Below are 13,132 nucleotides of genomic sequence, written 5' to 3'. Positions count from 1 at the left end.
TTTTGAGGATTTTTGGCTTGAAGCGCTTATGTAATGTGCGCTTCAAGCTATCAAATCAGGAATAAAAAAGCCCGAAGCACAACCGTGCTTCGGGCTTTTTGCATGGACAGGGCGAATTACAGACCTATTTCCAGCGCCAGCAGCTCGTCCACCGTCTGGCGGCGGCGAATCAGCCGGGCCTGGCCTGCATCCACCAGCACCTCGGCAGCCAGAGGGCGGGTGTTGTAGTTGCTGGACATGGAGCTGCCATAAGCGCCCGTGTCGTGAATCACCAGCAGATCGCCCACCGTGGCGCCGGCCAGGGTACGTGGCAGCACCACGCCGCCGTCGCCCTGGGTGAATACGTCGCCCGACTCGCACAGCGGGCCGGCCACCACGCTGTCCTGCGCGGGCAGTTGCTGGCCGTCGCGGCGCAGCACTTCCATGCCGTGGTAGCTGCCGTACATGCTGGGGCGCATCAGCTCGTTGAAGCCGGTATCGACCAGCACAAAGTGGTTGCTGCCCGCATTCTTGGTGGCGCGCACCGTGCCCAGCAGCACGCCGGATTCGGCGACCAGGAAGCGGCCGGGTTCCAGCTCCAGCCCCAGGCTGTGGCCTACGATGGCTTCGGCTTGCTGGCGTGCTGCATCCCAGAGGCCGTGGTAGTGGGTGGTGTCAATGGTGGCATCGCCATCACGATAAGGGATGGACAGACCGCCGCCGGCCGAGATGGCGTGCAGATCGACGCCAGCCGCCTTGGTGCGTTCCACCAGCTTGACCATGGCGCCGCAGACTTCCTGCAGATGGCCGTAATCCACGCCCGAGCCGATGTGCATGTGCAGACCGGCCAGTACCAGTCCGCCGGACTTGATGGCGGCCAAGGCCGCTTCCAGCTCGCTGTGCCAGATGCCGTGCTTGCTGTGCTCGCCGCCGGTATTGGTCTTGTTGCTGTGACCGTGGCCGAAGCCGGGGTTGATGCGCAGCCAGACATGGTGTCCCTTGGACACGGCGGCCAGCTGGTGCAGCATGTCGATGGAGCCGGCGTTCACGGGAACCTGGTGCTCGACCACGGTGGCCAGCGTGGCCTCGTCCATCACATCGGCGGTGTAGACGATGTCACTGGGTTCGCCAAAGCCGGGCGTGAAGCCGGCGGCCAGAGCGCGCAGGATTTCGCCACGCGAGACCGCATCCACCTTCACGCCTTGTTCGCGCATCAGCTTGAGGATGTGGATGTTGGAGCAGGCCTTTTGCGCAAAGCGTACGGTGTCGAAAGCCTGCAACTGGGCGATGCGCTCGCGGATGGTGGCCGCGTCATACACCCACAACGGCGTGCCGAATTCGTCGGCCAGGGCCCACAGCTGGGCAGGAGAAAAAGGGTTGGACATGGCTTGTTCTTGCGTAAATCTAGGGATTGCTGCCGATGATGGGTGGTTTTAATCATTCAGTCCAATCGCTTTTTGTTTGAGGTTTATTCAATCTGGATATGCTTTGCCAGATGTCTCTGAGTTCTGCATCCCCCGATTCGACCGCGCGCATCACCCATCGCCATATCGAGGTGTTTCGCGCCGTGATGACGGCGGGCAGCGTCACGGGGGCTGCGCAGCTGCTCTATACCTCCCAGCCCACGGTGAGCCGGGAGCTGGCGCGCATGGAGCAGTTGCTGGGCTATGCCTTGTTCGAACGCGTGCAAGGCCGCTTGCGCGCCAATGCCCGCGCGCTTTTGCTCTGGGATGAGGTGCAGCGCAGCTGGCAGGGGCTGGAGCGTGTGGTGGAGCGTGCGCAGGAGCTGGGTCGGCCCCAGGCCGCGCACATCAGCGTGCTGAGCCTGCCGGCCCTCAGCCATGCCCTGCTGCCGGGGGCCCTGGCCCAGCTCTACCGCCAGCATGGCGCGGTCGCTGTCAGCGTGGCCACGCAAGAGGGGCCGATGCTGCAGGAATGGATGGCCGCCCAGCGCTTTGATCTGGGCCTGACCGAGCAGGCCGAGGCTCCGCCGGGCACACGCAGCCTGCCGCTGCCGGCCATGGATGAGGTGGCGGTGCTGCCTGTCAATCACCCGCTGGCGGCCAAGCCGCTGCTGAGGGCCGAGGATTTTGCCGGCCAGCCTTTCATCAGTCTGGCGCGCGACGACCCTTATCGCCTGCAGATTGATGCCGTGTTTGCCCGCGCTGCCGTGGCGCGCCTGCTGCAGCTGGAAACCCATAGCGCCGTGGCCGTATGTGCCATGGTGCAGCATGGGCTGGGGGTGGCCATCGTCAACCCCTTGACGGCACGCGCCTGCGCCGGGCCACAGCTGGTGGTGCGGCCGCTGGCGTTCTCCGTGCCGTTTCAGGTGCATGCGCTGCTGCCGCTGCACCGGCCTTCGGATGCTGCCGTGCAGTGGCTGCTGGAGGCGCTGGTGCATGAGAGCCACCGCTTTGCGCTCGGTGCCTGAGCCACAGGGTCGGGCTCGGGCGGTCATTCCGTCCTGCAGGCTGTAAAGGCTGGACTCAGGCCCTGATGCGTTGCAGCAGGCGCTGGCTGGCGGCATCCATGCCTATGACTTCCACCGTGCAGCCATGCTGTTGCAGGCGCTGCACCACCTTGTCCAGAGCGCTCACGGCCGTGATGTCCCAGAACTGGGCGCGGCTGACGTCGATACATACGGGGCGGCCTGCCGCAGCCCGTACGTCAAAAGCTTCGATCAGCGCATCGGCCGAAGCGAAAAACACCTGTCCGCTGACCTGCCAACCGCAAGCGCCGTTTGGGGCATCATCCATGCGGCTCACGCTGAGCATGCTCGATACCTTGACGCTGAAAAACAGGCCGGAGAGCAGTACGCCGGCCAGCACGCCAGCGGCCAGATTGTGGGTGGCAATGGTGATGAGCACCGTGCTCAGCATCACGGCGCTGGACAGGCGAGGGTGACGCAGCAGATTGCCTAGCGACTTCCAGTCGAACGTGGAAGCCGACACCATCACCATGATGGCGACCAGGGCGATCACCGGCACTTTGGAGACCCAGGGTTTGAGCGCCACCATCAAAATCAGCAGGAAAACGCCGGCAAACAGCGTGGATAGCCGGCCGCGGCCGCCGTATTTCACATTGCCGACGGCCTGGCCGATCATGCCGCAGCCGGCAATGCCGCCAAACACGCTGGCCGCCATATTCGCCAGGCCCAGGCCGGTGCATTCGCGGTTCTTGTTGCTGGGCGTGCCGGTCAGATCATCGACCACGGCGGCCGTCAGCACCGATTCCAGCAGGCCCACCATGGCGATGGCCAGCGCCGGCAGGGCGATGATGCGCAGCGTCTCCAGCGTGGCGGGCACCTCGGGCATCGCCCATTGCGGCAGGCTGGCGGGCAGGGTTCCCAGATCGGCCACGGTGTGCAATGGCAAATCCAGCATGCTGGCCAGCACGGTGAGCAGCAACACGGCAATCAGCGGCGAGGGAATGGCGGTAAAGGCCCGGATCTGCAGCCTCTGGCCCAGCCACGGCAGGCCGTAGATGATGGCCAGGCCCAGCGCCAGCATGGCCCAGGTGGCGGTATTGGCGCCATGCAGATGCGGGAGTTGGGCCGAAAAAATCAGCACCGCCAGCGCATTGACAAAGCCGGTGCGAACCGAGCTGGAGACAAAACGGATCAGCATGCCCATCTTGCATAGGCCAAACACGATTTGCATGATCCCGGCCAGCAAGCCGGCCGCCAACAGGTATTGCAAGCCGTGCGAGGCCATCAGCGGCGCAGCCACCAGGGCGACCGAACCCGCTGCCGCCGACACCATGGCCGGTCGGGCGCCAAACACCGCAATCACGATGCTGATGACAAAGGAGGCGAAAAGCCCTACCGATGGGTCCACTCCCGCGACAAAGGAAAAGGCAATGACTTCGGGGATCAGGGCAAAAGTGGCAACGGAGCCGGCCAGCAGTTCGCGGGGAATGCTGGGGGCCCATTCGGCGCGCAGGCGCTGGAGTAGAGAAGGCTGAGTCATGAAAGCAAGTCGGCCCCAGGGAAACATTTGCCGGGGCTCAGATGCGAGATGGTACGCAGGCTGGGGCGGCTTTGCTTGAGCGCTGCGCCGTGGCTGGCGGCGAAAGCTTGGGTGGCGAGGCCGGCTTGTCCTGCGAGACTCACCCTGGCGAGCCAAGCAAGCTTAGCGGCTGGCTGCCGCTTCCTCGCTGACCCAATCGATGAATGCCTTGATTTCAGGGCGTTGCATGGCGTCGGGGCGGGTGACCGCATAGTAGGCAAATCTGGCCGGCCAGGGCTTGTCCAGAACCTGCACCAGGCGGCCGGCGGCGATCTCCTCGCGGGCATAGACCTCGGGAACGAGTGCCAGTCCCTGGCCGGCTTCGGCGGCGCGAATCAGCAGAAAGTCGTCCTCGAACGCGGTGCCGCGTTCTGCGCGCGCGTCCGGGGCGGTCTCGTGCGCAGACAGCCACAGCGGCCAGTCGGCACGGTCGCTGTCATGCAGCAACGGGTAGTTCAAGCAGTCCTGCGGCTGATTCAGTTCTTGATCGCCGGCCAGTAAGCCGGGGCTGGCCACGGGCACCAGCACCGGCGCCATCAGACGCTTGACCTCAAGACCGGGGTAGTTGCCCAGGCCGTGGCGCAAGGCCACATCCACACGATCGCTGCGCATATCTGCCAAGTCCGACGTGGCTTCGACCCGCACTTCGATCTCGGGGTGGCGCTGATTGAAACGCCCCAGGCGCGGCACCAGCCAGGACGCGGCAAAGCTGGCCACCGTGCTGACCGTCAGAGTCGGGCGCTCCTTGCTTACCTCCAGGGCGGCCACAGCGCTTTCTATCTGCGCGAAGGCCTGCAGCAGCGAGGGATAGAGGCTGGCTCCGGCTTCGGTAAGGCGCAAACCCAGTCTTTCCCGGGTGAACAGCACTGTCTCCAGCCGCTCCTCCAGCAGCCGTATCTGCTGACTTACCGCACCTGAAGTCACGTGCAGGGCTTCGGCTGCAGCCTTGATGCTGCCGCGCTGCCCGACTTCGACAAAGGTGCGCAGCGCTTGCAGAGGTAGATGGGTAGACATTGAATATAGTTTTTCTAAATGCAAAACAAAAAACAATCGTTTCACTATTTGAGCATTGAAATAGATGATTGATCAAGTCTGTGGCGGTTCACAGATTTAGTAAAACTATATTGATTGGATCTTGAAATGACTTATTCGCACTGGCGGCTTAACCCTGTCCGCTTGCGCACGACGCAATGCGTCTACTGGCTTGATTTTTTGACCCCCGGGATTTCATGGCCGCAGTGCCTGGCCGCGCTCCCAGGCTCAGTTCCTGCTCAAGCGAGCCAGGCCATGATCGAGCTCTATACCGACAGCTCTCCCAACGGTTTCAAGATCACCATCGCTCTGGAGGAGCTGGGCTTGCCCTACACGCTCAGGCATGTGCGCATTGAGCAAGGCGAGAACCGCCAGGCTGATTTTTTGCGCCTGAATCCGCATGGTCGCATTCCGGTGCTGGTGGACCACGAGACGGGAATCACGCTGTTCGAGTCGGCCGCCATCCTGCTCTACCTCGCAGAGAAAACCGGCCGCCTGTTGCCGACCTTGCCGCAGACGCGTTGGCAGGCCATGCAGTGGCTGCTGTTTCATGCTTCCAGCGTCGGACCGCTGATAGGCCAGCGCGTTCACTTCGAACTGGGAAGCAGCGAGAAAAATCCTGCCGCCATCGAGCGATACCGCCAGCTGAGCAATGCTGTCTTCGCGGTGCTGGATCAGCGTCTTGCCGGTCATACGTATCTGGCTGGCGAGGAGTATTCGATCGCAGACATCGCCCATTTCGGCTGGAGCCATATCGCGCGAATCATTGATTTCGACTTCAGCGCCTTCACCCATCTGTCCGCCTGGCACGAACGCGTGGCCAGCAGACCTGCGGTACGCAAAGGCGTTAGCTTGCCCGCCCCCGCAACGGGCGCATGAAATGCGAACAGGAACAGCAATGAACGATAGCCTTTCCTTTGGCGGCGCTTCTGCCCCCGTTTTTGCGGCGCATCCTGGCTACCGCCGCATGTTTGCTCCGGATGCTCTGACCCTGGGCATTTTTCTGCCGCTGCGGTTTTATCAAGGCGATATGCAGGTGCTGGCCGGCCAGTCCGAACTGGTCAGTGCCATTGACCGCTATGGATTCGCTGCCGTGTGGGTCAGAGATGTGCCCTTGTTCGATCCCTCGTTTGGCGATGCGGGGCAGGTCTTCGATCCTTTCACCTATCTGGCATTTCTGGCCGCCAAGACCAAGACGATTGCGCTGGCCACTGGCAGCGCCATCTTCTCGCTGCGCCACCCTATCGAGCTGGCCAAGGCTTCGGCCACCATAGATCAGCTCTCCGGCGGGCGGCTGGTGCTGGGAATTGCCTCTGGTGACCGGCCCGTCGAGTTTCCAGCCTATGGACTCGAGCATGGCAAGCGCGGGGAACGCTTTGCGCAGTCTGTGACCTACTTTAGACAGTTGCTGCAGCAGGGCAGGCCGGTCATTGACTCCCCGTTGGGCCGCATTGATGGCGCGGAGTTTCTGCCCAAGCCTGCAAACGGCACGATTCCGCTGATCGTCACCGGTTCCTCCGGCCAATCGCTGCCCTGGATCGCAGAGCATGCCGACGGCTGGCTGACCTATCCCGGGCCCACCCATACGCGCCAGGGCCCTCAGCGCCTGGCTGAGAAGATCCAGGCCTGGCGCGCCATGATTCCTGATGGCGGCTTTCGCCCACATATGAGCAATGAGTGGCTGGATCTTGTGGAAGATGCCGACTATCCCCGTACGCCCATGCATGGCGGTTATGTGCTGCGCACCGGGCGTAAGGGCCTGATCGATTTGCTGGAGCAGTGGCAGGAGGCAGGGGTCAATCACGCCGCCCTTGGCGTGCAGTTCTCGCAGCGGCCCGTGGCGCAGGTGCTGCAGGAAATTGCCGAGGAGGTGTTGCCGTATTTCCCCTCTCACCCAGGCCCGGCCCCTGCCGCCGCCTTATGGTAGGCGCCAGGAGCTGTACCGCTGGTGTCGCGTGAACCTTTCAGGAGATAAGCCAGATGAATACCAAAAGCCATACAGACAGCACCGCGCTGGTGCTCAGAGAGATCAGGCCAAGCGATCGAACCCAATGGGAGTCGCTATACCGCCAGTACGCGGATTTCTATCAATCACCCATGGATGGAGCCATTCTGCAGAGAACCTGGTCGTGGCTGATGTCGCCTCAGCATCCTCAGGAAGCCATGGTGGCAGTCTCGGCGACAGGAGAGCTCCTAGGCCTGGCTCACTATCGTGGCTATCCCGAACCGCTTTTGGGGCAGGAGGTCGGCTTTCTTGACGATCTTTTTGTTCTGCCAAGCCATAGGGGCGGCGGTGTAGGGCGCAGTCTGATCGCTGCAGTTTCATCCATCGCCGAACGCAGGGGTTGGCCTTTGCTGCGCTGGATCACCGCACAGGACAATGCCGCTGCGCGCCAGCTCTATGACCGGCTTGCCCAGCCCACGGCCTGGGTGACCTATGAGCTGACGCCCGCCAGGCCTGGATTGGCGCCTCGCTGAAACCACCGGTAGCTCTGTCACCCGGCGCTGCCTCAGCCCCTGTCTTGCGAGTCACATCAGTTGCGGGGCAATTCCCGGATCTCCACTGTGCCGCCGGCTTCGTAGACCGGATTGCCAGCCAGAAACTGCTTGGCGCTTTCGAGACTGATGGCACGCACGCGAATGAAGCCGCTCAGATCATTGGCGCTGGGCTGGTCCGCCTGACTCTTTCGCAGGCGCAGCCCGGGGGCCATGGAGCTGCCGCCATCGAATTGCCCGCTGCTGCGCAACTGGCCCAGGTACTGCTCCCATTGCTGCGGGTCGCGGGCTGCTTCGGTGTGCTGAGCATCCTGATGCATCAGCAAGATGTATTCGTTCATGTTTGGATCCTTGGTTCGCGACAGCCACTAGATTAACTGAGCGCCGCAGGCTCTCGGCATTAAGCCGTGCTTGCGGTTTTCAGCGTGGACAGCCTGCCGTAGTTCATGGTCAACATGCCTGCAACGGCCATGGCGCCGCCCGTCACCAGAGAGGGGGTGATGGGCTCACCAAGCCACAGGCTGGAAAACACCGAGCCAAATAGCGGCACCAGGGCCATATAGGCCGCGGCCGCCCCGGCGCCCAGAACCTTGACGCCATTCAGATACCAGGCATAGGCCAGGGCTGTGGCGCCCAGTGCCAGAGCCAGCAGGCTGTACCAGGCGGCCGGTGCTGCATCAGCCAGGTCGCGCCAGGCCGCTGGCCCTTCCAGCGTCAAGCTGGCAATCAGCAGCAGAACGGCACCCATGGCTGCCGTGAGCGTGGTGGCGGTCAGCGAGTCGACGGTCACCAGCACCATGCGCCCCACCAGGGTGTAAGCGACCCAACAGGCGGCGCAGCCCAGCAGCAGCCATTCTCCTGCGCCGGAGCGGCCAGCTTGAAAGGCGGCCAGCGAGCCGTCGCTGAGTACATACAGTGCCCCCGATACGGCCAGCGCCACTCCCAGGCCCATCAGCCAGTTCAGCGCTTCACGAAACAGCAGGGCTGCGAACACCAGCGTCAGCACGGGGTTGAGCGCCACCACCATGGCGGCCTTGCTGGCCGCAACGGTCTGCAGCGCCAGCAAAAAGAAGATCGAGTAGCCCAGCACGCCGACGGCCGCCGCGCAGGTCAGACCTGCCCATTGCCGGGTGTTGAGCGTGCGCAAGCTGCTCAAGCGCCCGCTGCGGTACAGCCACACAAACAGCACCAGGCTGGCCAGCACAAAACGCAAGCTGGCTGCCGCCAGCGGCGGCATGGCTTGAGCGACGATGCGGCCCCATGGCCAGGAGGCTCCCCAGAAAGCGGCCATGCCGACCAAACCCAGATGCGTGGAATAGCGAGAACAGATCATGGTGTCGTACTATCTGCTTATCTTGATTCATCGTCGAATGAGTAAAAGCTCATGACTTTCACGCAGCTGGAAATCTTTTCCGTCCTGGCCCAGGTGGGCAGCTTCTCGCGCGCGGCCGCAGCGCTGGGCATTACGCAAAGCGCGGTCAGCCACGCCATCAAACAGCTGGAAACCGAGCTGGGGGTGAGTCTGCTGAGCCGTGAAGGCGCAGGGACCGTATTGACCCCCGTGGGCAGCAAGCTGCTGACCCGGGCCAACGACATCCTGCAGCAAAAGCAGGCGCTGCATCAGGAAGCCGGCTATGAGCGCGGCATTGCCCGTGGCACGCTGCGCATTGCCTCTTTCGGGGCCAGCAGCTCTTTGCAGCTGCTGCCGGCCTTGATGCTGGAATACCAGCAGATCCAGCCGCTGGTGGAAGTGCAGATCGACGAGGCCGTGGATGCTGTGGTCGTCCAGTGGCTGCTGGAGCGACGGGTGGAACTGGGCTTTGTGGTTCTGCCCGACGAGCGTTTTGAAACCCTGAGGCTGGCCACGGATGAGTTGGTGGCTGTGCTGCCGGCGTCCCACGCGCTGGCGGCCAAGTCAGCGATTGGCGCCGGCGATCTGCACGATCAGCCCTTTATCCGCACGGCTGCCGGATCGGGCCCGTATATAGACCAGTTTCTGGCATTGGACGGCGCGGTGCCCAGAACGCTTTTCCGCTTCGAGCAGCTTGGCTCCATGATGGGTTTTGTGGCCCAGGGCCAGGCCATCACGGTCGCTGCCCGTCTGGCATTGCCCGAGCCGCCGGCCGGTGTGGTCTATCGCCGCCTGCAACCGCCGCGGCCCAGGGAAATCGCCTTGGCGGCGCTGAACTTTGGCAAGCTATCGCCTGCCGCTCAGGCTTTTGTCGAGGTCGCCAGGAAAAAGGCGGGGTGCGGCCTGCTCAAGCCGCAGGCCGCTTGAAGCAGACCATCTTGGGCCTGAAGCGCTGCAGCACCTCGCCGCGCTGGTTCTTGGTCTGGCAGAGCACGCGCACCATGGCGCGGTTGGGCTTGGATTGGGAGGGAATGATTTCCACGATTTCCGACTCCACATGCAGCACGTCGTCGGGCCGGGTGGGCTGGGGCCAGGCCAGCTCTTCCATGCCGCCGCCGATCACGCCGTCAACCAGCGGAATGCTTTCCGTCACCAGACGCATGCTGATGGAGGCCGTGTGCCAGCCGCTGGCGGCCAATCCCTGGAAGAAGGTGTTCTTGGCCGCTTCGGGGTCGAGGTGAAACACCTGGGGGTCGAACTGTTTGGCGTAGGCAATGATTTGCGCCTCATCGAGCGCATAGCCGCCGCTGACAAATTTTTGCCCCACGTACAGATCATCCAGATACAGCTTCTCGCTCATGCCTGCCTCCTTGCATTGAATGCGCAGCAGTATGCATGCTGGCGGCGAAAACGGCTGTAGCGCATGCGGCATGCGGGCCGCCCGGCTATGCTGGCGGCCATGATGCTCGGGTTTGAAGATTCAGAAGTGGCGCAGATTCAGCGCCAGGGCGAGGACTTGCAGATCCGCTTTTCTGCAGCCCGCCTGGTGGAGGGGGGCAAAAGCGGGGCTGGCGAAGGCCTGTGGCAGCCTATGCTATTGATTTGAGAGCATGTGGTGATTGATGGCGCTGGGCTTGAGGTTGTTTTGACCTCAATTGGCCGTTTGCGCTACGGCCAGCTGGAGATTCAGGGCCAGCGCCTGCGCAGTCTGCCGTCTGCCTTCGAAAGCGAGGCGGCCTATGCGCTGGAGCTGGATTTTGCCAATGGCAGCCGCTGCCTGCTGCAGGGCCGGGGTCTGCGGCTGCAGCCCACCGGCCAGCAGTGCTCGGTGCAGTCATTTCAATGCGGCTAGCAGCCGCCTGGCCAAGCGGCGCTGTCAGAACTCCAGATTGTCGATCAGCCGCGTGCCGCCGGCCTGGCCGTTGACGGCATGGGCGCCTATGCGGGCGGCACCCAGCGCCACCAACTCACCGCTGCGGGCGTCTGCCGGGCTCAGCAAGTTGCTGCGCTGGCGCACCGTCAGGTAGTCGGGTTCCCAGCCCTTGGCGCGCAGATCGGCCATGGCCTGGGCTTCCAGCTCGGCCAGATTGCCGCCTTGCCGCGCTGCGTCGGCCAGGGTCTTGAGCGCCTGGGACAGTGCCATGGCCTGCACACGCTGCTCATCGCTGAGATAGCCGTTGCGCGAGCTGAGCGCCAGGCCGCTGCCGGCGCGGGCTGTATCGGCACCCAGGATCTCTATGGGCATGGCAAATTGCTGCACCATGCGGCGAATCACCATGATTTGCTGGTAATCCTTTTTGCCGAACACGGCCACGCCGCCGCCGGTGGTGGCGAACACGGCCTGGAACAGCTTCATCACCACGGTGCACACGCCGGTGAAGAAACCGGGGCGGAAATGCCCTTCCAGAATGTCGGCCAGCAGCGGATCAGCCTGCACCTTGAAGGTTTGCGCCTCAGGGTAGAGGTCTTTCTCCTTGGGGGCAAAGACAATATCGCAGCCTTCGGCCTCCAGCTTGGCGCAGTCGGCGTCAAATGTGCGTGGGTAGCTATCAAAATCTTCGTGTGGCAGAAACTGCAGGCGGTTCACGAAGATGCTGGCCACGGTCACGTCGCCATGCTGGCGCGCCAGCCGAATCAGCGACAGATGGCCTTCGTGCAGATTGCCCATGGTGGGCACAAAGGCGGGGCGACCCCGACTCGCCAGTGCGCTGCGCAGCTCGGCGATGGTTTGAACGATTTGCATGATCTGACTCTTCAACTTTCCCAACTGATATCCGTGATGCGGCCGGTCGCATCGCATTTGACGGCAAGTATCTGGTCGCTGCCTTCGGGATCGATACGGTAGTCCAGCACCAGGGGGGCGCCCTCGCTGCTGCACCACAGGCCCATGCTGTGCAGCGTGAGAAGGCCTACAAAATCGAGGGCGTCCACGCTGGTCTGCCCGGCGGACTGGGCATGGGCGATCAGGATCTGCGTGGCTTCCAGACCCTGGGCATTTTCTTCCTGCGCCAGGTCCACATGAAAGGCGATGAAGTCGCTGTCTTCCTGCAGATAGGTGAGCAGTGCGGCGCGGGCCCGCGCATCCAGGGTGGGCAAATTGTTGAGCGTGGTGGCAAAAGCTCCCAGCAGCATGCTGTTGAGTTCCTGCTGGGGCGCGGCCCAGAGCCAGGCTTCCACCTCCCGGCCGGCCAGTGGCAGATGGGCTTCCCACACCACATCGGTGTCCTGCAGCTTGTCGGTGTTGAGCGGGCCAAAGTACGTGTGATTGATCTGGGCCATGCGGCTCTCCTTGGCGCTTACCAGGCGTGAAGTGCGTTGTTGGGGAAGCTGCCATCCTTGACGGCTTTCACATAGGCTTCCATGGCGCCTTTGACGCTGCCTGCATCGGCCATGAAGTTGTGCACAAACTTGGCCATCTTGCCCAGGTTCACGCCCAGCATGTCGTGCAGCACCAGCACTTGACCGGCCGTGCCATTGCCCGCGCCAATGCCTATGGTGTGGCAGTGGGGCAGCTCATCCGTCAGCTGCGCGGACAGGGCGGCGGGCACCATCTCCAGCACCAGCATGGAGGCTCCGGCCTCCTGCAGCTCGCGGGCCTGGCGGCGCAGAGTCTGTGCCGAGACATCGTCCTTGCCTTGCACGCGGTAGCCGCCCAGAGCGTGCACGGTTTGCGGCGTCAGCCCCAGGTGGGCGCAGACGGGAATGCCGCGCTCGACCAGAAACTCCACGGTAGGGGCAGTCCAGCCGCCACCTTCCAGCTTGACCATATGGGCACCGGCCTGCATCAGCTCGCAGCTGCTGCGCAGGGCCTGCTCACGGCTTTCGGCATAGCTGCCATAGGGCAGGTCGGCAATCACCCAGGCCGTGCCCTGTGCCCGGTGCAGGCCGCGTGCCACGCTGGCCGTGTGATAGACCATATCTTGCAGCGAGACGCCCACGGTGCTGTGCAGTCCCTGGCAGACCATGCCCAGCGAGTCGCCCACCAGAATGCATTCCACGCCGGCCGCATCGGCCACGGCCGCAAACGTGGCGTCATAGGCGGTGAGCATGGTGATTTTTTCACCCGCTGCGCGCATTTGCGCCAGGCGCGGCAGGCTGACGGGGCGGCGCTGGGGCAGGGGAGGCGGTGGAATCGTGCCGTAAGGCGTGCCGGTGGTGGCGGTCATGCGGATCTCCTAGCTTGGTTCTCGGTATTGCCCTCGGGCTTTGAATGGGGCAAATTTGCCCGCGAGTCTATGCCAAGCAATGGCCCTACGCCAAACCCAAA

Annotated in this window: 15 protein-coding genes; 6 read left to right on the top strand and 9 right to left on the bottom strand. The window is 63.3% G+C overall.

Annotated features, from left to right (window positions below):
- Positions 1-116 precede the first annotated feature (116 nt).
- Positions 117-1,364, bottom strand: a complete 1,248-nt coding sequence (gene lysA / locus EAO39_RS19455; protein ID WP_120971366.1) for a diaminopimelate decarboxylase — start codon at positions 1,362-1,364, stop codon at positions 117-119.
- Positions 1,365-1,474: 110 nt separating this feature from the next.
- On the opposite strand from lysA, the gene EAO39_RS19450 reads away from it, so the two are divergent.
- Complete coding sequence (locus EAO39_RS19450) at positions 1,475-2,410, top strand: LysR family transcriptional regulator (RefSeq protein WP_120971365.1); 936 nt, start codon at positions 1,475-1,477, stop codon at positions 2,408-2,410.
- A gap of 55 nt (positions 2,411-2,465) precedes the next feature.
- On the opposite strand, the gene EAO39_RS19445 is transcribed toward EAO39_RS19450, so the two are convergent.
- Positions 2,466-3,947 carry a SulP family inorganic anion transporter gene (locus EAO39_RS19445; RefSeq protein ID WP_120971868.1) on the bottom strand — a complete coding sequence of 494 codons (1,482 nt, stop codon included), beginning with the start codon at positions 3,945-3,947 and terminating at the stop codon, positions 2,466-2,468.
- Between the two features lie 162 nt (positions 3,948-4,109).
- Complete coding sequence (gene gcvA, locus EAO39_RS19440; RefSeq protein WP_120971364.1) at positions 4,110-5,000, bottom strand: transcriptional regulator GcvA; 891 nt, start codon at positions 4,998-5,000, stop codon at positions 4,110-4,112.
- Between the two features lie 273 nt (positions 5,001-5,273).
- Between gcvA and EAO39_RS19435 the strand changes: the two genes are divergently transcribed.
- The 3 genes from EAO39_RS19435 to EAO39_RS19425 are packed head-to-tail and all read left to right on the top strand — an operon-like array spanning position 5,274 to position 7,496.
- Entirely contained in the window at positions 5,274-5,897 is a 624-nt protein-coding gene (locus EAO39_RS19435; protein ID WP_120971363.1) for a glutathione S-transferase family protein, read from the top strand.
- Between the two features lie 19 nt (positions 5,898-5,916).
- Positions 5,917-6,945: an LLM class oxidoreductase gene (locus EAO39_RS19430; RefSeq protein ID WP_120971362.1), complete on the top strand. Its 1,029-nt coding sequence runs from the start codon at positions 5,917-5,919 to the stop codon at positions 6,943-6,945.
- 53 nt (positions 6,946-6,998) lie between these two features.
- Entirely contained in the window at positions 6,999-7,496 is a 498-nt protein-coding gene (locus EAO39_RS19425) for a GNAT family N-acetyltransferase (protein ID WP_120971361.1), read from the top strand.
- Between the two features lie 56 nt (positions 7,497-7,552).
- Here the strand turns inward: EAO39_RS19425 and EAO39_RS19420 are convergent, their stop codons facing one another.
- Together EAO39_RS19420 and EAO39_RS19415 are read right to left on the bottom strand one after the other, a co-directional pair.
- Positions 7,553-7,855, bottom strand: coding sequence for a YciI family protein (locus EAO39_RS19420; protein ID WP_120971360.1), 303 nt, complete (start codon positions 7,853-7,855; stop codon positions 7,553-7,555).
- A 59-nt stretch (positions 7,856-7,914) separates the two neighbouring features.
- The gene (locus EAO39_RS19415; protein ID WP_120971359.1) at positions 7,915-8,847 is read right to left on the bottom strand and encodes a DMT family transporter; all 933 of its coding nucleotides are present in this window, start codon (positions 8,845-8,847) and stop codon (positions 7,915-7,917) included.
- 51 nt (positions 8,848-8,898) lie between these two features.
- Between EAO39_RS19415 and EAO39_RS19410 the strand changes: the two genes are divergently transcribed.
- Entirely contained in the window at positions 8,899-9,792 is an 894-nt protein-coding gene (locus EAO39_RS19410; RefSeq protein ID WP_120971358.1) for a LysR family transcriptional regulator, read from the top strand.
- Here the strand turns inward: EAO39_RS19410 and EAO39_RS19405 are convergent.
- Positions 9,773-10,225, bottom strand: coding sequence for a MaoC family dehydratase (locus EAO39_RS19405; protein ID WP_120971867.1), 453 nt, complete (start codon positions 10,223-10,225; stop codon positions 9,773-9,775). The genes EAO39_RS19410 and EAO39_RS19405 overlap by 20 nt on opposite strands.
- A 285-nt stretch (positions 10,226-10,510) precedes the next feature.
- On the opposite strand from EAO39_RS19405, the gene EAO39_RS23045 reads away from it, so the two are divergent.
- A complete protein-coding gene (locus EAO39_RS23045; RefSeq protein WP_240467132.1) occupies positions 10,511-10,717 on the top strand; it encodes a hypothetical protein in 207 nt (68 codons plus the stop codon).
- Between the two features lie 24 nt (positions 10,718-10,741).
- On the opposite strand, the gene panC is transcribed toward EAO39_RS23045, so the two are convergent.
- From panC to panB, 3 genes are read right to left on the bottom strand one after another with little or no spacing between them, the layout of a single operon-like run.
- Positions 10,742-11,608, bottom strand: a complete 867-nt coding sequence (panC, locus tag EAO39_RS19395) for a pantoate--beta-alanine ligase (protein ID WP_120971866.1) — start codon at positions 11,606-11,608, stop codon at positions 10,742-10,744.
- Between the two features lie 11 nt (positions 11,609-11,619).
- A complete protein-coding gene (locus EAO39_RS19390; RefSeq protein ID WP_120971357.1) occupies positions 11,620-12,144 on the bottom strand; it encodes a DUF2004 domain-containing protein in 525 nt (174 codons plus the stop codon).
- A gap of 17 nt (positions 12,145-12,161) precedes the next feature.
- Positions 12,162-13,031, bottom strand: a complete 870-nt coding sequence (panB, locus tag EAO39_RS19385) for a 3-methyl-2-oxobutanoate hydroxymethyltransferase (protein WP_120971356.1) — start codon at positions 13,029-13,031, stop codon at positions 12,162-12,164.
- Between the last annotated feature and the right edge of the window lie 101 nt (positions 13,032-13,132).

Origin of the sequence: Comamonas sp. lk (genome assembly GCF_900564145.1) — a bacterium.
Taxonomy (GTDB): Bacteria; Pseudomonadota; Gammaproteobacteria; order Burkholderiales; family Burkholderiaceae_C; genus Comamonas.
Note: the sequence above shows the minus strand (reverse complement) of the source record. Positions and strands in the feature narration are given on the sequence as shown.

Coding starts and splice junctions, on each gene's coding strand:
- lysA (WP_120971366.1), bottom strand. CDS start 1,364: ATGTCCAACCCTTTTTCTCCTGCCCAGCTGTGGGCCCTGGCCGACGAA.
- EAO39_RS19450 (WP_120971365.1), top strand. CDS start 1,475: ATGTCTCTGAGTTCTGCATCCCCCGATTCGACCGCGCGCATCACCCAT.
- EAO39_RS19445 (WP_120971868.1), bottom strand. CDS start 3,947: ATGACTCAGCCTTCTCTACTCCAGCGCCTGCGCGCCGAATGGGCCCCC.
- gcvA (WP_120971364.1), bottom strand. CDS start 5,000: ATGTCTACCCATCTACCTCTGCAAGCGCTGCGCACCTTTGTCGAAGTC.
- EAO39_RS19435 (WP_120971363.1), top strand. CDS start 5,274: ATGATCGAGCTCTATACCGACAGCTCTCCCAACGGTTTCAAGATCACC.
- EAO39_RS19430 (WP_120971362.1), top strand. CDS start 5,917: ATGAACGATAGCCTTTCCTTTGGCGGCGCTTCTGCCCCCGTTTTTGCG.
- EAO39_RS19425 (WP_120971361.1), top strand. CDS start 6,999: ATGAATACCAAAAGCCATACAGACAGCACCGCGCTGGTGCTCAGAGAG.
- EAO39_RS19420 (WP_120971360.1), bottom strand. CDS start 7,855: ATGAACGAATACATCTTGCTGATGCATCAGGATGCTCAGCACACCGAA.
- EAO39_RS19415 (WP_120971359.1), bottom strand. CDS start 8,847: ATGATCTGTTCTCGCTATTCCACGCATCTGGGTTTGGTCGGCATGGCC.
- EAO39_RS19410 (WP_120971358.1), top strand. CDS start 8,899: ATGACTTTCACGCAGCTGGAAATCTTTTCCGTCCTGGCCCAGGTGGGC.
- EAO39_RS19405 (WP_120971867.1), bottom strand. CDS start 10,225: ATGAGCGAGAAGCTGTATCTGGATGATCTGTACGTGGGGCAAAAATTT.
- panC (WP_120971866.1), bottom strand. CDS start 11,608: ATGCAAATCGTTCAAACCATCGCCGAGCTGCGCAGCGCACTGGCGAGT.
- EAO39_RS19390 (WP_120971357.1), bottom strand. CDS start 12,144: ATGGCCCAGATCAATCACACGTACTTTGGCCCGCTCAACACCGACAAG.
- panB (WP_120971356.1), bottom strand. CDS start 13,031: ATGACCGCCACCACCGGCACGCCTTACGGCACGATTCCACCGCCTCCC.